Annotated in this window: 17 protein-coding genes and 4 pseudogenes; 5 read left to right on the top strand and 16 right to left on the bottom strand. The window is 55.7% G+C overall.

The annotated features are described in order from the left end of the window. Positions 1-95: 95 nt before the first annotated feature. The 11 genes and pseudogenes from fbaA to ABMV07_RS12010 form a co-directional block, all read right to left on the bottom strand. Positions 96-1,130, bottom strand: coding sequence for a class II fructose-bisphosphate aldolase (fbaA, locus tag ABMV07_RS11960; RefSeq protein WP_196981651.1), 1,035 nt, complete (start codon positions 1,128-1,130; stop codon positions 96-98). 118 nt (positions 1,131-1,248) lie between these two features. Next, positions 1,249-2,367 carry a glycoside hydrolase family 76 protein gene (locus ABMV07_RS11965; RefSeq protein ID WP_196977661.1) on the bottom strand — a complete coding sequence of 373 codons (1,119 nt, stop codon included), beginning with the start codon at positions 2,365-2,367 and terminating at the stop codon, positions 1,249-1,251. A gap of 20 nt (positions 2,368-2,387) precedes the next feature. Continuing rightward, a complete protein-coding gene (locus ABMV07_RS11970) occupies positions 2,388-3,056 on the bottom strand; it encodes a TrmH family RNA methyltransferase (RefSeq protein WP_197692255.1) in 669 nt (222 codons plus the stop codon). Next, positions 3,049-3,582, bottom strand: a complete 534-nt coding sequence (pyrE, locus tag ABMV07_RS11975; RefSeq protein ID WP_014303956.1) for an orotate phosphoribosyltransferase — start codon at positions 3,580-3,582, stop codon at positions 3,049-3,051. The genes ABMV07_RS11970 and pyrE overlap by 8 nt, the downstream gene beginning before the upstream one ends. A 55-nt stretch (positions 3,583-3,637) precedes the next feature. Beyond that, entirely contained in the window at positions 3,638-4,552 is a 915-nt protein-coding gene (locus ABMV07_RS11980) for a hypothetical protein (protein ID WP_374064636.1), read from the bottom strand. Beyond that, positions 4,552-5,376, bottom strand: coding sequence for a sulfurtransferase (locus ABMV07_RS11985; protein ID WP_197689435.1), 825 nt, complete (start codon positions 5,374-5,376; stop codon positions 4,552-4,554). Before ABMV07_RS11985 ends, ABMV07_RS11980 begins: the two co-directional genes overlap by 1 nt. Before the next feature lie 145 nt (positions 5,377-5,521). Further along, a pseudogene (locus ABMV07_RS11990) lies at positions 5,522-5,781 on the bottom strand (amino acid ABC transporter permease); the annotation flags it as partial. Positions 5,782-6,242: 461 nt separating this feature from the next. Continuing rightward, positions 6,243-6,491: pseudogene (locus ABMV07_RS11995) on the bottom strand (hypothetical protein); the annotation flags it as partial. 109 nt (positions 6,492-6,600) lie between these two features. Further along, positions 6,601-7,128, bottom strand: coding sequence for a hypothetical protein (locus ABMV07_RS12000; RefSeq protein WP_234917955.1), 528 nt, complete (start codon positions 7,126-7,128; stop codon positions 6,601-6,603). A gap of 363 nt (positions 7,129-7,491) precedes the next feature. Then, positions 7,492-7,638, bottom strand: a complete 147-nt coding sequence (locus ABMV07_RS12005) for a hypothetical protein (RefSeq protein ID WP_374064637.1) — start codon at positions 7,636-7,638, stop codon at positions 7,492-7,494. A 521-nt stretch (positions 7,639-8,159) separates the two neighbouring features. Next, complete coding sequence (locus ABMV07_RS12010; RefSeq protein ID WP_374063848.1) at positions 8,160-9,509, bottom strand: IS256-like element IS1132 family transposase; 1,350 nt, start codon at positions 9,507-9,509, stop codon at positions 8,160-8,162. A gap of 77 nt (positions 9,510-9,586) precedes the next feature. On the opposite strand from ABMV07_RS12010, the gene ABMV07_RS12015 reads away from it, so the two are divergent. Continuing rightward, complete coding sequence (locus tag ABMV07_RS12015; protein ID WP_374064638.1) at positions 9,587-9,811, top strand: hypothetical protein; 225 nt, start codon at positions 9,587-9,589, stop codon at positions 9,809-9,811. 304 nt (positions 9,812-10,115) lie between these two features. Here the strand turns inward: ABMV07_RS12015 and clpB are convergent, their stop codons facing one another. Then, complete coding sequence (gene clpB / locus ABMV07_RS12020; RefSeq protein WP_014318248.1) at positions 10,116-12,665, bottom strand: ATP-dependent chaperone ClpB; 2,550 nt, start codon at positions 12,663-12,665, stop codon at positions 10,116-10,118. Between the two features lie 199 nt (positions 12,666-12,864). Next, a complete protein-coding gene (locus tag ABMV07_RS12025) occupies positions 12,865-13,194 on the bottom strand; it encodes a transglycosylase family protein (protein ID WP_197692005.1) in 330 nt (109 codons plus the stop codon). 128 nt (positions 13,195-13,322) lie between these two features. Between ABMV07_RS12025 and ABMV07_RS12030 the strand changes: the two genes are divergently transcribed. Then, positions 13,323-14,111, top strand: a complete 789-nt coding sequence (locus tag ABMV07_RS12030) for an ABC transporter ATP-binding protein (protein ID WP_374064639.1) — start codon at positions 13,323-13,325, stop codon at positions 14,109-14,111. Position 14,112: 1 nt separating this feature from the next. Beyond that, positions 14,113-15,681, top strand: a complete 1,569-nt coding sequence (locus ABMV07_RS12035; RefSeq protein ID WP_197690330.1) for a transporter — start codon at positions 14,113-14,115, stop codon at positions 15,679-15,681. Positions 15,682-16,029: 348 nt separating this feature from the next. Here ABMV07_RS12035 and ABMV07_RS12040 read toward each other — a convergent pair. Then, positions 16,030-16,353, bottom strand: a pseudogene (locus ABMV07_RS12040) (PTS ascorbate transporter subunit IIC); the annotation flags it as partial. 259 nt (positions 16,354-16,612) lie between these two features. Here ABMV07_RS12040 and ABMV07_RS12045 point away from each other — a divergent pair. Then, a pseudogene (locus tag ABMV07_RS12045) lies at positions 16,613-16,909 on the top strand (transposase); the annotation flags it as partial. A gap of 39 nt (positions 16,910-16,948) precedes the next feature. Here the strand turns inward: ABMV07_RS12045 and ABMV07_RS12050 are convergent. Next, entirely contained in the window at positions 16,949-18,286 is a 1,338-nt protein-coding gene (locus ABMV07_RS12050) for a sodium/glutamate symporter (protein ID WP_197689461.1), read from the bottom strand. A gap of 126 nt (positions 18,287-18,412) precedes the next feature. Next, positions 18,413-19,453 carry a DMT family transporter gene (locus tag ABMV07_RS12055; protein WP_374065029.1) on the bottom strand — a complete coding sequence of 347 codons (1,041 nt, stop codon included), beginning with the start codon at positions 19,451-19,453 and terminating at the stop codon, positions 18,413-18,415. A 37-nt stretch (positions 19,454-19,490) separates the two neighbouring features. On the opposite strand from ABMV07_RS12055, the gene ABMV07_RS12060 reads away from it, so the two are divergent. After that, entirely contained in the window at positions 19,491-20,561 is a 1,071-nt protein-coding gene (locus ABMV07_RS12060) for an LLM class flavin-dependent oxidoreductase (RefSeq protein ID WP_196981143.1), read from the top strand. The last annotated feature ends 1 nt before the right edge of the window (position 20,562 follow it).

Raw genomic sequence — 20,562 nt, forward strand, 5'->3', positions numbered from 1 at the left:
AACTTCGTGCTCTCAAAGAAATACTCCCCACTAGTCGGAAACTGATTTCTCAGTCCAACTAATGGGGAACAGTTCATATCCTTTATTAGCTGGAATTATTTGCTCAAAGTGGTTCCAACCGAGTGCAGATCCTGGCAAGCCTCAATGATGCGGTCAGCCATAGCTTGCTCAGACTTCTTCATGTAGGAGCGTGGGTCGTAGACCTTCTTGTTTCCTACTTCGCCGTCGATCTTGAGTACACCGTCGTAGTTGGTGAACATGTGGGTGACAATTGGGCGGGTGAATGCGTACTGAGTGTCGGTGTCAACGTTCATCTTGATAACGCCGTAGCCGAGTGCCTCTTCGATCTTTTCCTTCTCGGAGCCGGAGCCACCGTGGAAGACGAAGTCGAATGGAAGTGCGGAGTCATCTAGACCCAGCTTCTTGCGAGCAACCTTCTGGCCTTCAAGGAGAACCTCTGGGCGCAGCTTGACATTACCTGGCTTGTACACACCATGGACGTTGCCGAAGGTAGCTGCGAGCAGGTAGCGACCCTTTTCACCGGTGCCGAGAGCGTCGATGGTCTTTTCAAAATCCTCTGGGGAGGTGTAGAGGTTAGCGCCAGCCTTTGCCTCAACGCCGTCTTCTTCGCCGCCGACAACACCGATCTCAGCTTCAAGAACGATGTGAGCCTTGCGTGCCTTCTCCAGCAGCTCCTGTGCAATGACGAGGTTCTCGTCGATTGGAATTGCGGAACCATCCCACATGTGGGACTGGAATAGTGGCTGCTCGCCGCGGTCTACACGCTCCTGGGAGATGGCGATGAGTGGGCGAACGTACTCGTCAAGAACTTCCTTCTGGCAGTGGTCGGTGTGCAGTGCGACGTTGATGCCGTAGTGCTTTGCTGCCTCGTGAGCGAAGGCTGCCAGCGCGCAAGCACCTGCAACCTTGTTCTTAACGGATAGACCGGAGCCAAATTCTGCGCCACCTGTAGAGAACTGGATGATGCCGTCGGACTCTGCCTCAGCAAATCCACGCAATGCTGCGTTGATGGTTTCAGAGGAGGTGCAGTTGATGGCTGGGTAGGCGAATCCGCCTGCCTTAGCGCGGTCAAGCATCTCGTTGTAGACCTCTGGTGTTGCGATAGGCATGAAGTAATCCTCCAGTGGGTTGTATTTATTTGCTCGACACCAAGTATGCCAGCGTTAGCACGAGAATGCTTCCCATATCCCAAATTTTTTCGGAGACAAATCCCACACAATCGGGCATTTAGCCAACTAATGAGACACGAGCGGCCGCTTCCAGTAGCATCCAGCCGGAAAGCTGCACCGACAAATCGCGCTCGTCGATACGCACTACCCGTACGATGTCACTCAGAGCGCTTCCACCCACACCGTAGTTGTGTGGCAAGCGTGCATCATCACACCAGTCGGTAGCAAAAACCGGCAGGCCGTCTACCTCAAGGCGGTGCTCCCACACGCTTTCCGCAGACGCTATCACCAAGCGTTTAGCGATCTTCTTCGTCGCAATGTTCGCTGGGTTGTCTTCTGGCAACCGCACGGCAGCGTCGGCAAGATAGCGCATCAAAATGCCCTTGAACAGCCCACCATCACCGTCGCCGGTGGCCACGTTGATCACGCCCTCGGGAGTCGCCATCTCCTTAGCCACCGCGTGGATCACCGCACGGGCATGCGCCAGATACTGAACAGACTCCTCAAACGGCAAGGCTTCTGCGATCTCTATGCAGGCACCGATCACCACACCCTGGCAGTAGGGGTACACGGGATCCACGATCTCTGGGCCGCGCATACTCATGCGCAAACCATCCATGACCAGGCCTTTATCGTTGATTAGGTTGTCAAAGATCCAGTCCACAAGTTTGCGAGCCTGCTCTACTTCCCCATTACGAGCCAGCATGATCGCCGCCGGACCGTTGGTGGGCACGTTGAAAAAATGCTCGCCGACACGCCACGGCAACACGCCTTGAATATCGTCCTGGCCTGCTGCAATGTTGCCTTCCAGCACGCGCAAGTACTCACGCTTGGCGCGCTTATTCAAGCGGCGCTCGCGATCAAGAGCCAACGCCAGCCACGACTTATCGTCATAGTAGTTGTTCTTAGTCAACCGCCCCAGGTTACGCAGGCGAATGCCCACGATGGTGTCGCGAATGCGCTGCTTACGGGCCTTGGTGGTGCGTCGCGAGGCGGCGTCGATAAGGCAATCCAAGTAGTGCGCCTGCCACCAGTAATGCCAGCGGTAGAACAGGCGCTCCTTGGCCGTGGGCGGCCACGCCACTACCGCGAGATTAGTTCGCGGTAGCATCCACAGCCGCGACGCATGGCGCTCATTGATTGCAGATTCTGCAAGGTCAGCACGGTGTAGCCACATCTCGTTCACGAGTGTGAAATCTACCATGCATTGTCAAGATCGGCGTGCTGTCTGATCCACGCATGCATCGCAATACCCGCGGCAACACCCGCGTTGATGGAACGCGTCGAACCAAACTGGGCAATCGAGCACGTCATCCGCGCATTATCCTGCGCCTCCTGCGTTACCCCAGGGCCTTCTTGGCCAAACAACAACAAGCAACGCTCAGGCAACTCGGCAGTCTCCAAAGGCACGCACCCTGGGGTGTTATCGATCGCAACGATGGTAAGGCCTTGCTGTTTAGCCCACGCCACCACGTCGGCAGTCGTGGGATGGTGCATGAGGTGCTGGTAGCGGTCGGTGACCATCGCTCCACGACGATTCCAGCGCTTGCGCCCCACAATGTGCACCGTATCTACCGCAAACGCATTAGCGGTACGCACCACGGTGCCGATGTTGGCATCGTTTTCAAAGTTCTCGATCGCAATATGCAGGCAGTGCCGACGCGTATCGATGTCCGCACGGATCGCCTCACGCGACCAATAACGGTAGGCATCAACAACGTTGCGACGATCACCGTTTTCCAGCAACTCCGGATCAAACCGAGGATCGGTTGCCTCCTCATGAGGGTGCTCTTCAGCCCACGGCCCTACCCCGTGGTGGCATTCGCCCCACTCCGTAGGGCCAGCAACCTGCTCAGGGTTAAGCAAGACCCAAGTCCTCCAAGCCCAAAATGTAGCGGTACTCCAAGCCCTCAGCAGCGATCACATCAGCAGCACCGGTAGCACGATCCACAACGGTTGCTACGCCCACAACCTCAGCGCCAGCTTCGCGCAGCGCCTTGACAGCGGTCAGTGGTGAGTTGCCAGTCGTGGTGGTGTCTTCCACCACCAGCACCTTCTTGCCCACTACATCGGGGCCCTCGATGCGACGCTGCATGCCGTGCTTCTTGGCCTCTTTACGCACCACAAACGCATGGATTTCGCGGCCATCAGCATGCATAACGGAGGTAGCGACCGGGTCGGCACCCAAGGTCAAACCGCCCACGGCCGCATAGTCCCAGTCGGCAGTCAGCTCACGCAGCAGCTCACCAATCAGACGAGAAGCGCGGGCGTGCAAGGTAGCACGACGCAGATCAACGTAGTAATCCGCTTCCTTTCCAGACGACAACGTAACCTTGCCGTGAACAACGGCGAGTTCCTTGACCAGCTCTGCAAGTTCGGCCTTTTTGGACATGCGCGGAGGCTCCTTAAGATTCCAATGAAATATCCCAGCACTTATGTGCAGTCTCTCATTCTAAAGGGTTACGCCCCAGCTCCGCTGAAAGGTCGTCAAATATGCTCGACCCCTTGCTCAGATCACGAATCACCCGCGTGCCCTGGAAGTCACTCGCCTTGGGCATAGCACCATCAGCGATAGCATCCACGTCATCGTCACCGATCTCCCGATCAGCAACCACCCCCAAGCTCTTCGCAGCCGCACGGGTAGGCAGCTCCACCGGCTTTTCCTTACGCTCCACCACAGGCAACGTAGGCACCGGATCGTCCAGATCCTCTTCCTCTTTCTCCGGTGCAGTAGGCAACGAACGCGAAGGATCGCAGTCACTTAGGTCGATCGGTTGCACAGCACCAGCGCGCGGGGGCAACACGCGGGCGGCGTCGGAAAGCGTGGCCAACACGGAGATCGTCGCATCCCAATCATCGCCGGTAGTGGTGGCCGCAAACTGCGCCAACACCCAATCCGACTCGATCCACAACGCCCCCACGGTAGCGGGCAATGCTGAAAAAGCGCTGGTCACGCGCTCCTCGATCAAGCGCTCCGCCGCGGGCGCGTCCGTACTGAACACCCGAAACTCCCCCACCGTGGTCACCGGCATCAAGTCCTCAGCATCCGACTCCGTCGCGTTACGACGCGCATCAACAACCACATCAGAGGCAACCGGGCGGCGCATGGCCATCACAGTGACCCCCGCCAGCTCCACCAGATGCACCTCATAGCCAGCAGCAATACCACTGACCACATTCTTTGCTGCCACCCCGCCAGCGGCGGCACCACGAGTCCACTCATCTGTCAAAAATGCGTCGGACTTAGTGTATTCAAAGCTCTTCTGGGCAGCCCACTGTTGCTTTGCAGATTGCTTCGGTGGCAGTACAAGTAGCACAACACCAATAACAAGGAGTACGGCAGCAGCAAAGATAAAAATCATTAACGTTCCACAGGGTTCTTCGGGTTAGCAGACCACTGCGACCAGCCACCAATGTAGTGACGAGGCGTGCCCAAACCAGCAATATTCATCGCAATGATTGCCTGAGCAGAGTGGTTACCCGAACCAGAGTAGATGATAACGTCGTCAGCCGAATGAACGCCTACCCCTGCGAAGATCTCACGAATCTCCTCCGGCGACTTAAACAAGCCCTCCTCAGTGAGCAAATCACGCGAAGGAACATTCACCGCGCCAGGAATATGGCCAGCCTTAAGATCCAAGCGCTCCTTACGTCCACCGAAACGGCTCGACTCACGAGCATCAACCAAAATGCCCTTGTGAGCACGCACATCCTCAATGGTTGCGGTAGGCATATGGCCCAAATCTGGCTTAATTGTGGAGTAACCATGTGGGTTACCAGGGCCACCAAGCGTCTCATGTCCGGCAGCCTCCCACGCCTGCTGGCCACCATCCAAAATCACAACATCCTGCACACCGGCCCACTTAAGAACCCACCACGCACGAGCAGCATACAACCCACGCTGATTGTCATAGACCACCACCTGGCGGTCCTCAGTCAACCCCCACTGCACAAACCAACGAGCAAGCACATCCTGCGTAGGCAGCGGATTACGCCCCTCCGCAGAACTAGGTGCCGACGCCAACGCCGCCGCGGTATCACAAAAACGCGCCGTACTGATGTGCTCCGAGTTAAACTGCGCATAGCCGCCACCCTCGTGAGCAGACCACAGGCTTGCAAGGATGATATTGTTGCTGCCCTTATTGATACGCTGGGCCAGCTCGTCAATGCTGATAGTGATACTCATATTCCCGAAGTCTATCCGCTTTCACCCGCTTATGTCCGAATCAGTCTGTTCCACACATTGTGATCCCATGTTTTTCCACACAGTGCGTTACAAACCACCAGCACACACCCTTTTATTCAAATCTGCTACCAAAGTGTGTTTTTTATCATTGCGCCGGATCATGCCAATCCACCACCACATTATCTTTCGTGTCCAAACCTTGATGGGGCTGCTCCGGAACCTTAGCCACAATGTTCTTGCGAGCACGCCTGGCGCGCAGTTGATCGCCACCATGATGATCGCTACCACGATCAAAGCGGCAAGATAGTTGCGGTTCGTAGAGGAGGATTGAATTCCTTGACGCACCACTTCGATATAGCCGATAAGAAGAGCCAAGACTATCCTCACCGCCGCGGATTTCAACGCCGATGGTGATGGCCGAGTACACACGGTTGCGTCGCAACGCTGCTGGAGCAGGGGGCGTCATAAAGCACTGTCACACGAGGTGTCATTTCTTCACCGCTACTTTCTTCGCTACCGCTCCCAGTACTAATCCCGTAGGCAGGGGAGAATCATAAATCCGAGGGCAAACATCCCGAAGATAAGCCACAGTTGGTCGGCATGGTTCTCAATTGTACCGACTGAAACCCCAACGTTTGGCACAAACCGAACGAGCAAAACAGCACCACCAGAGTCAGAGGAGTATTGCGCACAATATTGATGTATCCAGTTGAAATCGAACGCAGCACACCTACGGGCGATACTCACATCGCGGTCAAGATGGTGCCCAATACAAGAGAGAGCACCCCCGCCCCAACATAACAACAGGCCCCGAACATGGATAACACCCACACCCAAGGCCTGCTTTACCTGCTACTTTGTCCTGCCTAGCTGGCACTAATATCTAAGTTTTCGCCGCCATCAGCAACGTCCACATGAACCTCGCTACCATCGCGAACCTCACCAGACAACAGCTTCTTAGCCAACTGATCGCCAATAGCCTGCTGGATCAAACGACGAGAGGCAAGACGCTGTGCCAGCTGCACAATCTGAATCTCCACAATGTGTGTGAGCTGCTCTTGACTCAGCGGATCAAAGATCACCACATCATAAATAACGTTTAACTCAAAAGGCTCAAGACAGTTCACTAAATAATGAAAGATAACCAAACAAAATTACAAACTTTAAGAAACGGAAAATTTGCAATATAGCTACATATACCAAAAGTTGGTATGAGCAGAAATTTTATTTCCGATCGCTCATAATTAAAGCAATAGATAACACTATCGGAATTGAAAATATGGACACAAAAGCAATCATTATAACTAAAAGAGGAATTATAAAAAATAATTTTTCAAAACTAACGGAAATGAACATCAAACAGAACAAATAAGAATAAATTAAAGAAACTCTAAAAACAGCAAAACCCAAAACTTCCACAAATTTTAATTTAGGCTTTCTCGATCGCGCCCACGCAGGTAGCAGTAGTACCGAAAAAATACCTAAGGAAATAGAAAAAATAGATAATATCACCCAACGATAAACATTAAGTGATGTGCGACCTTCCCAAGCGTCCGGCCGACCACCTCTACCGAAGTGCACGGGAACAAGCTCCGTAAGATAGTCGTCATATACGGTGATCAGTATCAATGCTAGGAGCCAAAAGAACAAGTTCAAAATAATGCTAGGAGCCAATTTTTCACCATCGGAAAACACACCTCTTTCATAGGCAAATCTATCGGGCAGTAAAGAATAGGTGGCACATCCAATCATAATAATTGAGAAAGATGTGATGCCCAGAAAAACGCAATCGATGTATGTAGAATACTAGCAAAAATAATAGCTATTATTTTCACATTATCCGAACCAAAATGGCTCTTCCGGTTTTAGAGTGCATTGATTAGTTCGCCGGGGGTTCGGGCGTGGCACTACGCGGAGTAGGACGTTTTCCACAACCATGACTTGGCTGGGCTTGGCTGGCGTTGGTGGGCGTTGGTGGGCGCGCCACCCCCGCTCACCCCCGAAAAAGACGGCACTTCACACCAAATCTGCCCAAACGACCGGTTTTCTTGCGATTTGGTGTGAAGTGCCGAGAAAAATCCTTCGAAATACCCCCGTTTAGTAGCTCTTCCGGTTTTAGAGTGCACTGATTATGTGTCGCATGTTGACGGCGTAGATCAGGCACCACAAAATGTAGTGGTCGAAGTAGACGAGGATGTCCTTGCAGCACTTGTTCATGATCCTACCCAACTGCGCGATCTCAGCGATCCTAGCGTCTTTCATACCAATCAAGCGTGTCAATGAGCATGCTCATGGCTTTGTTGGCTGCTTGCTTGTTGGTAGTAGTACCAGGTCTGTTGTAGCGGCGCGTAGCCGTCGTCGAAGTCAAACAGTTTTTCAAGCCTCCTACGGGGCTTGTCAGTCAGCAGGTGCATGGGTGGTCAACAGTGTTGTCCGGTTGCGGTAGAGCAGGTCTTTGCTCCCGGCCACGCCGGCCTGTTGTTTCTCACTAAAGCTTGGTGCGGCACGTGGTGAGCTTGCACCGGCTAGGCGTACAACGTGGAATAGGTCTATGACTTAGGTGGTGTTGAAAATGACGTCGCCAGCGGTGGCATAGCCTTGGAAGCCGTCCATACTGGTGATAGTGACCTGATTATGAAACTTCGCTTTGATTATTCAGCCATGTCCGCAAACGCGTCAGTGTTTCTTCCTGGGGCAACGTCAAAAAGCCAGGCGGGGCGGATGACGTTTCCATCGCGCAATACTCCGAGAGTGTCCGATTGTTTGTGTGCGGGGGGCTTGGTTTACAAGTAGTCCGCGAATCGGTCGGGGTAAGCCACGGCTAGTTGGTTGATGGCTTGTTTCCACCCGGTGGCTTTCGCTCCTTCAATATAGCCGTTGCATTCGATGGCGCGCTTCGCTTTCTTCGCTCGCTGGGCAGCGCGCTTGTCCTCGATGTTGCAGATCATCAGCCACAGCGTTTTCAGCGCCGCGGTATCGTTCGGGAACTGGCCGCGGTTACGAGTAGCTTTACGCAGCTCAGCATTCAGCGATTCGATCGAATTCGTGGTGTAGAGTACCCGCCGTGCCGCAGGCGGGAACTGCAAAAATGGCACAAACCGGTCCCAGGCGTCGCGCCAGACTTTGACCGATTGCGGGTATTTACGGCCCAGTTCACTGGCCTCGAATGCGTCCAGGGCGGCGCGGGCGGTGTCCTCGGTCGGTGCGGTGTAGACCTCCCGTAGCGCACTTGATACGGGTTTGCGGTCTTGGTAGGACACCCACCTGTTGGCCGCCCGGATCAGGTGCACGATACAGGTCTGCACCATGGAATTCGGCCAGGTTGCCTCCACGGCTTCCGGCAGGCCTTTGAGCCCGTCGCAGCAGACGATGAACACGTCTTGGACCCCACGGTTGGCAAGGTCAGCGCACACGGATGCCCAAAAACTGGCGCCTTCATTGTCTGCGATCCACAATCCCAGGATGTGCTTGATGCCGTCCATGTCGACGCCTACCGCCATGTAGCAAGACTTGTTGACCACGCGGTGGCCATCGCGGATCTTCACTCGCAGCGCGTCGAGGAAGATCACTGGGTAGAACTCGTCGAGCTGGCGGTTTTGCCAGATCATGACCTCTTCTAACACCGCGTCGGTAATGGTGCTGATCGTATCTGGGCTCATATCCACCCCGAGGGTGGTGGCGAGGTGGTGGCAAATATCGCGCACGGTCATCCCACCGGCGTACAGGGAGATGATCATGTCATCAAGCTCCGTCAGACGGCGGGTGCCTTTAGGCAGCATCCGCGGCGTAAACGTGCCAGCTCGATCCCGGGGCATAGTCACATCAAAGGTGCCGTAACCAGAGTTGACGGTTTTGGTGTACGACCCGTTGCGGTGATTGCCACCATCCGGGGTGCCCAGCTGGGCTTTCGCCGTACGATCAGAGTGCGCGTATCCCAGATGCGCGTCCATTTCAGCCTGCAGACCAGCGTTGATCGATGCCTGCAAAAGACCTTTGACCAGGTCGCTGGCATCATCGGTGGAAGTCGACAACTCGCCGATCAGTTCGGCGATTTCCGGATTTTCCATCAGCTTAGCGCTGATCTCGTTGACCCTGTTCGGGTCATGACCTTTCCTCGGTGACACGGTAGTCATTATCAGTGAAACTCCTTCTGGATCAGAGCCTCACACACAAAACACCTGACACCCTCAATACTCCAGGCTGCCCGCACGTGGGGCATTCATTGATGGACTCGACGGGCTCGGCTTCAATAACGGTAACTATCACCGTGTTCTACGGTGCGGCAGATGGTATCGACGATGACATTTCCGTTGGGCTGCACAGTAGGTCCTTGGTTTTGGATGGATGGTTTAGACACCCTTATTCCTACAAAGCCAAGGACCCCAATATCTTGTGCCACGCCCGAACCCCCGGCGAGCTAATCAATGCACTCTAAAACCGGAAGAGCCACCAAAATCGCAAAAGAAATAAAAATCTCACAAAAATAGCACCAATGGTGCGCACCGCTCAATGTTCACGAGTGGTCGCAACAACCCTGTGAACGATACCGAGTGGAGGCAATTACCACGCACCAGTACGATTCTAATTTTGCGCACAACGACGCACGATAGTGGCCTTCATCAAGGGTTCCTCGCAACGTAACTAAAGTGCCACAGAAAAACATAGGTCGGCTGGAGGTTGTTCCTCCAGCCGACCAGTCACCATGTACTTACAGCATGTATCGCTACAAACGTCAGTTACTACGAGGCGCTAATAACCAAACCACCATTGTCCAAATCTGCATCCACATGAACCTCGCTACCATCGCGAACCTCACCAGACAACAGCTTCTTAGCCAACTGATCACCAATAGCCTGCTGGATCAAACGACGCAACGGACGAGCACCGTAAGCTGGCTCATAACCGCGCTCCGCAAGCCACAACTTCGCAGAATCCGACACTGCCAACGTCAAACGACGAGCAGCAAGACGCTGTGCCAGCTGCGCAATCTGAATCTCCACAATGTGCGTGAGCTGCTCTTGACTCAGCGGATCAAAGATCACCACATCATCAAGGCGGTTCACAAACTCTGGCTTAAACGCCCGCTTTACAGCATCCATCATCTCGTCCTTTGTGCCACCGGCACCTAAGTTAGACGTCAGGATCAGTACTGTATTACGGAAGTCCACCGTGCGACCTTGGCCATCTGTCAACCGGCCCTCGTCGAGGACCTGCAGCAGGATGTCAAACACATCTGGGTGCGCCTTTTCCACCTCGTCGAAAAGAACGACGGTGTATGGGCGACGTCGAACAGCCTCGGTGAGCTGACCACCTTGGTCGTAACCCACATATCCTGGAGGGGCACCGACCAAACGAGCAACCGCATGCTTCTCGCCGTACTCCGACATATCAATGCGAACCATCGCACGATCATCGTCAAACATGAACTCCGCAAGGGCCTTGGCAAGCTCCGTCTTACCCACGCCCGTAGGCCCTAGGAAGAGGAAGGAACCGGTCGGACGGTTCGGGTCCGCCACGCCGGCACGGGCACGACGCACTGCATCAGACACCGCAACTACAGCCTCCGACTGGCCGACCACACGTTTGCCTAGCTCAGCCTCCATGTTGAGCAGCTTCTCCGTCTCACCCTGCAGCATCTTGCCCGCAGGAATGCCAGTCCACGCCGACACCACCTCAGCAATGGTGTCTGGGGTAACCTCCTCGCTCAGCATGGTGGTTTCCACGGTGTGTTCCTCAGCCTCAGCGACCTGCTTTTCCAGCTCAGGGATACGGCCATAGCGCAGCTCAGCTACCTTGCCGTAGTCGCCGTCGCGTTCCGCGATTTCCGATTCCGAACGCAGGCGCTCCAGTTCTTCCTTGGCCTCGCGAACCTTATTAATCGCGCCCTTCTCGTTATTCCACCGTGCCACAAGCTCACCGAGCTTCTCGCGCTCGTCGGCAAGCTCCTGGCGCAACTTGACTAAGCGATCCTTCGACGCAGCATCCGTCTCCTTCGACAGCGCTACCTCCTCGATCTCAAGGCGACGCACAATACGCTCCAACTCATCGATCTCCTGCGGCGAAGAATCGATCTCCATACGCAACCGCGATGCAGCCTCATCCACCAAGTCGATAGCCTTATCCGGCAAGAACCTGCTGGTGATATAGCGATCCGACAGCGTAGCAGCAGCCACCAACGCCGAATCCTGGATCCGCACACCATGGTGCACCTCGTAGCGCTCCTTCAGGCCACGCAAAATACCCACAGCATCTTCTACCGAAGGCTCACCGACAAAGACCTGCTGGAAACGACGCTCCAGCGCAGCATCCTTCTCAATGTATTTGCGGTACTCATCCAAGGTGGTAGCACCCACCAAACGCAGCTCGCCACGAGCCAACAGTGGCTTAATCATATTGCCCGCATCCATAGCGGAATCGCCGGTAGCACCAGCGCCCACAATGGTGTGCAGCTCGTCGATAAAGGTGATGATCTCGCCCTCAGCAGACTTGATCTCGTCGAGAACCGCCTTCAGACGCTCCTCAAACTCACCACGATACTTAGCACCAGCCACCATGGAACCAAGATCCAAACTAATCAGAGTCTTGCCCTTCAGCGACTCCGGCACATCTCCTGCCACAATGCGGCGCGCAAGACCTTCTACGATGGCAGTCTTGCCCACACCAGGCTCACCAATAAGAACAGGATTGTTCTTAGTACGGCGAGAAAGCACCTGAACCACACGTCTAATCTCCTGATCACGGCCAATAACCGGATCAATCTTGCCTTCCCGCGCCCGCGCAGTCAGGTCAGTGGAGTACTTCTCTAATGCCTGGAACTGATCCTCTGGAGACTCCGTAGTCACCTTCTTATTACCGCGTACCGAAGGGAAAACACCCTTGATGACGTCGTAAGTAGCGCCGCGCTTAGTCAGCAGCTCGGCAGCATCGTTAGTCCCGCGGGCCACCGCAGCCAGCAGCACCTCGGTAGAGACGTATTCGTCGCCTAACTCACCCGCCAGCTCTTGGGCGTTGTTTAAAACGCTTAACGCATCACGGTTAAAGTTCGGGTTTGCCAAGTTGGCACCTTCAGCCTTCGGCAGCTTGGCCACCAATGCTTCTGCTTCACGACGAACCACGTCTGGGTCCACGCCCGTAGCACGCAATACCGGAATAGCAATGCCATCTTCTTGACCTAAAATCGCAGCAAGGAGGTGCTCCGGACGAATATCCGGATTACCTGCGGCCGACGCCTTCTGCAGCGCCTCTTGCAATGCCTCTTGAGTTTTCGTTGTGGGGTTGAAACCAGCCATCGTTCATCATTTCCTTCCGTGGACTTTTACCAGTCACTAGGCACAACGAACACAAAGTTGAGTTTGTTCCACTCAACTTCAAAAAATTTTCCGCACACCAAAAAATCCACACCGCAGTGGCCAAAAACTGCCCTTTTTAACCTCATGCGGTGTGGATTGTTCGTCGAAACGTACTCAAACGGGGTGTCCGCTCAGATCTTTAACCAAGCGATCCACCACAGTTAGGCCACGCACCTGGCCCCTGCATTGCCAACACGTTCTCGGCAATCTCGATCTGCTGCTCCTTCGTAGCCTGATCCGCCGTTGGCGCATAGGCGGTCCCACCAGCCCCCGCCCACGTCTCGGCGCTAAACTGCAAGCCACCGTAGTAGCCATTACCAGTGTTGATCTGCCAGTTACCACCGGATTCGCAGGCGGCAACCTGATCCCACTGGCTCACGCTGGCTGCTCCAGCCGCCGGTGCAATGGCTGCGGCGAGTCCTCCAGTAGCGGCGACGATCAGTGCTTTCTTCTTTGCGGAAAAACGCATAACGGGAAAATGCTCCTTTGCTCGTTTCTTCTCCAGCTGGGTTGCCCAACCTACGCGACTAACCCCCAGGGCTGTCAAATTGGGGATTATCCTCGACAAGTCATCACCACTTTGATTATCTGGTTATCATGATGCCTTCTTCCTTCCAATCAGATCCCACGGATCAGGCCTTTGCGGTGCGCGATCTCTCCGTTATGTTCGGCCCCAAAGCTGCCGTCGATCATCTCAATTTGGATGTGCCACACGGCAGCATTTTTGGCCTCGTAGGCCCCAACGGCGCCGGAAAAACCACCATGATTTCAGCAGCCACGGGACTGCTGCGACCACAGAGCGGTTCGGCGTGGATCAACGGGGTCAATGTGTGGGAAGAACCGACTGCAGCGAAAGCGCACTTTGGGTTGCTTATCGACGGCATGCCCGTCTTCGACCGTCTCACCGCCACGGAGTATCTCGAGTTCCTTGGTGGCTTGCGTTCCATGGCCCCCGATGTAGTTGCACAGCGCAGCGAGGAACTACTCAGAACCCTCGGGCTAGCTGATGCTAAAGACAAGCAGATTGTGGACTTTTCCGCCGGCATGACCAAGAAGATCTTGCTGGCAGGAGCCCTCTTGCACGCGCCACGCGTCTTGATCTTGGACGAGCCCCTCGAGGCAGTTGATCCAGCCTCTGGACAACTGATCCAAAAGATTTTGCGCAACTATGCCCGCTCCGGAGGCACCGTATTGTTGTCCTCCCATGTGATGGAACTCGTCGAGGGCTTGTGCGACCACGTGGCGATCATCAACCAAGGCACCGTGATCTCCTCCGGCACCGTCGATGCGGTTCGCGGCACGGGCACCTTAGTAGACAAATTCGTAGAACTCGTCGGCAGCACCCAGCTTGACGACGACAGCTTCGTCTGGTTAGGCGGCAAATAATATGAGCCCCACAAAAACCATCCTGCGGTTCCAATTTCGGCAACGCAACCGAATGATCTCCGCGAATCCCGCGTCGATCATGATGATCATCTTCATTTGCCTCTACGGATTCATCGGCCTTGCCAGCATGCTCTTTAGTGGCTACGACGGCTACCACAAACAATACTTCGCCGTCGCAGCAATCATCCTTGCCGTTGGAGCACTGGGCTACATCATCTCGGTATCAGTGCTTCCCACGGGCGAAAACCACGTCAACCCCCGCGAGCTGGCCTTCTTCCCTCTCACGGCCCGCAACATCCTGCCCGCCCTGCTGATCGCCCCGTTGTTGACGTCGATAGGCATGCTCACCGTCTTCTTCGCCCTGACCACCGCAGCCCTCGGCGCATGGATCCTGCCCACCGGCGCTGCAATCGCATGGGCTCTCGCCGTAGTGATCAACACGGCGCTGACCATCATCATCGGCGAAATAATCCGCTCCGCACTGGGTACTTCTGGGCGCACAAAGAAAGAACGTATCAACATCATCAGCGGCTTGATGATCTTCATGATCATCATCGCCTTCAACGCCCTCCAAGGCCTCGACCTCCAAAGCGAACAAATCAACCAAGCCGGACACATACTGATGTGGACCCCGCTCGCAGCACCCGCCGGCCTCGTCATCGGAATCCTCGAAGGTTCACTCACCACCACACTCGCCACCGCCGCACTGACCCTCATCTACTTCACAGGAGCATTGTGGCTATGGCACCGCAACATCACTACTATCCTCAACGAACCTATCGAAAAAGGCTCCACCACCACCCGCACCCGCTCATCACGTGTGCTCGTCCCGTGGGCACCAGCCACCCCGACCGGATACATTTACTCCCGTGCGCTGCGCTACATCCGCCGTGATAGCCGCATGATCAGCCAACTGATTATGACCCCCATCTTGATGGTCTTTCTCACCTACAGGGCGATCGTCGATTCCCCCTGGGCCTTGGTCTTCCTCGTCGCCATGACAGCACTCTTGGCTGGTATGGCTGCCTCCAACGACTTCGGCTACGACGGCCCCAGCAACTGGAGCATCATCGTCGCAGGTGTTCCCGCCAAAAACTGGGTACTAGCCCGTCACACAGCCTCGCTGACAATCCAGAGCTGCACCGTTCTCATCTCTTGGATCCTCCTGTTTGTACTCTTCCCCGAGAAAGGCATTGCCCTAGCCGTCTGCGTGAGCTCCCTAGGCGCTCTCATGGGCTCCGCCGCCATCGGATTAGCCTTTACCGCATTCAACCCCTTCCCCACCGCCGCACCAGGTGTTAATGCCTTCGCTGACCGCTCCGGATACAGCGCCGCTGCGTTTCTCACCGGATTCGGTTCCATGCTGCTTGTGTGGATCCCTATTCTGCCAGGTGCTGCACTGCTCATCTATGGGTTCAGCACCAGCACCGCACTGCTGATCGTAGCCGGCTGCGCGCTGTGCATTCTCATCCCCGGCGCGCTATACTACCTGGTGATTCGCAAGGCGGTCGCGCGGGTTGAGCGTGCTACGCCGGAGATCTTTAACAAGGTGAATAAGTTCGTCAGCTAAGGTTCCCGCAGCGTCCACAGCTCCCGCAGCTTGTGAGATACAAAAATCGATCCGGTGGGCTGGGCAATTCTTCAACGATTGCGACCAGCTCACCGGACCGATGTGCGTGGATAGGCAGTAAAGCGGCTCTTCCGGTTTTAGAGTGCATTGATTAGTTCGCCGGGGGTTCGGGCGTGGCACTACGCGGAGTAGGACGTTTTTCACAACCATGGCTCGGCTGGGATTGACTCGCAGGTTACCCCCGTTCACCCCCGAAAAAGACGGCACTTCACACCAAATCCAGCCAAACGGCCGGTTTTCTGCGATTTGGTGTGAAGTGCCGAGAAAAATGCTTCGAAATACCCCCGTTTAGCGGCTCGGTGGAACCGGAGCTCCCTTCGGTGGCAAGACCTTCGGGTATGTATAGGTCAAACCCTGGGCCGAACCCTGGGCCGGAACCACAGCAGCACCCGCAGCACCCGCTGTAGCAGAGCCGCCACGCCACGGTGTCGGATCCCAGTTACCCTGCACCAGCTTGACCTGCGAGAACCAGCCCAATGTGAAGACTGCAAGACCAACAAGGATCACTAGGACGATGCCGAGCGGACCACCTACGCGAGCGCCGCCGCCTACGAGCATGCCGAACCATCCGAAGTCGGCACCGCGTCGGCCGCCGGTCGCATTGCCGTATACGGGCTGTTCCGGTTTTAGAGTGCACTGTTTAGTTCGCCGAGGGGTTCGGGCGTGGCACAAGATACTAGGACCCTTGGCTTTGTAGGAATAAGGGTATCTAAACTATCCACCCCAAAACTAAGGGCCTACCGTGCAGCCCAACGGAAATGCCATCGTCGATACCATCTGCCGCACCGCAGAACTAGGAGCTACTATCACCAAGGCCACAGAACACGGTGATAGTTACCGTCATCAAAGCCGAGCCCATCGAGCCCATCAACGAATGCCCCACATGCAAGCAGCCAAGAAAGCCATGAGCACGCTGATCGACACGCTTGCTGGCATGAAAGACACCGGGATCGCTGAGATCGCGCAGCTAGGCAGAACCATGAACAAGCGCCGCAAGGACACCCTCGCCTACTTCGACCACAAAGTATCCAACGGCCCCGTCGAGGCAATCAACGGCAGACTCGAACACCTACGCGGCATCGCCCTAGGATTTAAAAACCTCAACTACTACATCTTGCGGTGTCTGATCCACGCCGCCAACATCCAACACAAAATCAATGCACTCTAAAATCGGAAGAGCCAGTAAAGCCGAGTAATGCCGTCCCTGTTACTCCATTTGGTGCTTGATCGCGGAGTTCGCGCGCATACCGTGCACGGTAGCAACGACCAAAATCACGGCGAAGATTGCTGTCGACGCTACGCCCAGGCCCAAGGTGAAGCCTGATACTACGGCGATCGGCGCTAGGATGGTCATGCCGATTTCGAAGGGTGCGAAGCCCACGTAGGCCACACCGTATTCGTTGAGGGTTCCGGACTTCAGCTTGGGGTCAACGATCTTGAGCAAAGCGATACCGGTTGCCACGGCGGCAGTTGCCCAACCCCAACCAAAGAGGCCGCGTTCCAGCCAGCCTTCCTCGAAAAACTTGGAGGCGAGGCAGAAGAAGCCGAAGCAGTAGATGATACCGAGGACGAACATGACCAGAAGCGGTACCCAGTAGTTGGCCACGGCGGCAGGAACGATGGAGGCGATACCGAAGGCGATGAGGAAGTCGGTGGAGCCACCGGAGATGGTGCTCATGGTGTCTTTGTCGAGGTAGTTGGGCTTGCCGATGAGCTTGAGGCCTAGAACCATAAAGATACCAACAACGAAGGACAGTGCGAATAGCGGGATCGATACGTTGGGGAACATCGAGGTGATCTGCTGTTGACCAAGGTAGGCGAGCATGACGGTGACGAGGATCGCGCCGAAGTGCAGTGCTAGCGGTTCGATCGCTGAGGGGTTGGTGGTTGCTTTACCGATGGATGGGCGACGGTGTTCTTCGATGTAACCGGCAAGCAGCTCCCAAGGGAGTTTGTCTGGGAGGGACGCGGTCTTTTTGTTGCGGATACCCCAGTTGGCAAACAGGATTCCGCCGACGATGGCGGCCAGGGTGCCCACTGTTGCCGAGGTAAAACCAAGGGAGGATGCTGCGGACGCTCCTACTGTATCCAGTGCGCCACCGACTGCGGCTGCGGTGCCAAAGCCGCCCACGAAGCCGACGGGCAGCATCATGCCGAACCATTCTTCGGTTCCCCACACTGGTGTGAAGAGGAAGAGGCCGAGCAGGATGAATATGCCCCATTGACCCATGAACATGGATGTGGAAAATGCCCACATGGTGCGAGCGCCTTTGATGTTTTGGGTGCTAAAGGTCATGGAAAACGGCATCGATGCGAAGACGATGGCGATGAGGATGGTGGAGTAGGTTCCCAGTTTGTCGGAGAAGGGTAGCCAGCCGAGTACTTCTGGGCCTAGGGCTAGGCCGAGCAGACCTGCGGTGATGGGTGCTGGGATGAGGAGGGAGCGAAACCACGGGACGAATCGACGAAGCACCACGCCGACGATCATGAGAGCGGAGATAAATCCTATGTCCATCACCGCGTTAAAAGGCGTGTATGCGTTCATGCCGTCCTTCTTTCTCTATACCTAGTGTCACATTGCGCGTGTCCCCGTTTCGTAGGGCACATTTTTACATCTTTAGACTAAATCACAAGCACACAATTCCGCATAAGTGGTGCCTGATCACCCCTTTTAGTCGTGTTCGTGTCCATCAAAGTCGGCATGGTGGTCTGCACTATGACCTGGTTCTTCGCTATCGCCCTCGTGTGCATGCAAATGAGAATGGGTGTGAGCATGGGCGTGCGTGTGTACGAGATTGTCATGAGAGTGCTGGTGGATATGCACGTGGGTGTGCATGTGGTCGTGTTGCAATCCGATGGAATCGCGGACAATCACAACGGTGGCAGCGACCATGATGAGCAGTGCTACCCAGACTTGGATGTCGGGGCGTTCGCCGAGAAGCACCATGCTAAAAGCCACGCCGAGGAATGGTGCGATGGCGTAGTAGGCGCTGGTTTTGGCGGCCCCAAGGTGGCGTTGCGCCATGATATAAAAGGTGATGCTGAGCCCGTAGGAGACAAATCCTAGGACCATGGTGATGGCGATAATGCGCCAGCTGGGGGTGGATTGCACCAGCAGCAGTGCCACAATGAGTGCGCCGAGGCCGGAGAATATTCCTTTGATCGCTACGATTTGGGCGGCGTTTTTGTTGGATAGTGCGCGTGTGCAGTTGTTTTCGAGTCCCCAGCAGGCGCACGCGGCGAGTACGAGGAGTGATCCGAGGTTGAGCTGGATGGTGCCTGGTTCGAAGCTCAGGATCAGGCTGGCGAGGGTGACGAGCGCGATGGCGAGCCAGAGGTGTTTGGAGATTACTTCACGGAAGAGTAGAAGGGCGATGAGCGAGGTGGCGACGATTTCAAAGTTGCCAAGCAACGACACTCTTGACGACGTCGTCCGTGCGATTCCGAGCATGAGGAATATGGGGGCTGCGATGTCAAGGACGACCATGGCTACTACGTATTTGGCGTCTTGGGCGGTGATGGGGGCATCGTCAGGCGTGGGGCGTGCAAAGGCGATCATGCCAATACCTGCGCCGAGGTATAAGAAGGCGGCAAGCATGGTGGCTGTGGTGTGATCTAGCAGCATTTTGGCTACGGGAACGTTGAGGGCGTACAACGCCGCGGCGAGGATAGCCAGCAGGCTCGCTTGAGTTTTCATAATGTGAAAATACACCACCAGCAGTAGTTGACACGTCATATACAATGTGGGGGTGAAAGCATTCGGATTCCTTAGCTTCGGCCACCACGCCATCGGCAACCAACAAGGCCCCAGCGCCGCACAAGTACTCAAAGACTCCATCACCATCGCACAACAAGCAGACGAACTCGGTGTCAACGGCGCATACTTCCGCGTCCACCACTTCGCACCCCAAGGTGCCGCACCCCTACCACTCATGAGCGCCATCGCCGCCTCTACCTCACGAATCGAAGTAGGCACCGGCGTCATCGACATGCGCTACGAAAACCCCCTCTACCTTGCAGAAGAAACCGCAGCCCTCGACCTCCTCTCCGACCAACGCGTCGCCATCGGAGTCTCCCGCGGATCACCAGAACCCGCCGAACGCGGCTGGGAAGCCTTCGGATACGGCCCCGCAGCTGACGACGACCCCCGCGCCGCACGCCTCGCCCGCACTACCTTCCTGCGCTACCTCAGCGCCATCCGCGGCGAAGCCGTAGCCCGCGCCGCCGCCGACCACGAGCAATACCCCCACCTGTACCACGGCGGCACCCCCTTGCCCGTCTTCCCGCATTCCCCAGGACTCGACCGCCGCGTGTGGTGGGGTTCCGGCACCAACGCCTCCGCCGAACAAGCAGCCAACGACGGTGTGAACCTCATGAGCTCCACCCTCGTATCCGAGGCAACCGGTGCCTCCCTCGGCGAAATCCAAGCAGAACAAATCCAGCACTACCGCGACGCATGGAAAACCGCAGGCCACGAATGGATGCCACGAGTATCCGTTTCTCGGTCCATCTTCCCTATTACCAATGACCGCGAACGGCAAATGTTTGGGTTCGGCGAATCCAAAGACCAGATCGGCTCACTCGGCGAAGGCCGCAACGTCACCTTCGGACGCACCTACGCCGACGAGCCCGACAAACTCATCGAACAGCTCAAAGCCGATCCCGCCATCGCCATGGCCGACACCTTGCTGCTCACCATCCCTAATCAAGCAGGCATAGAGGTCAACGTGGACATTTTGCGCAACTTCGCCCATCACGTCGCCCCCGCTCTCGGATGGCAACCCAACACAGAAAGCCCTGTCACCGGCTACGATTGGTAAC

This window comes from Corynebacterium belfantii (assembly GCF_041898185.1).
GTDB lineage: Bacteria > Actinomycetota > Actinomycetes > Mycobacteriales > Mycobacteriaceae > Corynebacterium > Corynebacterium belfantii.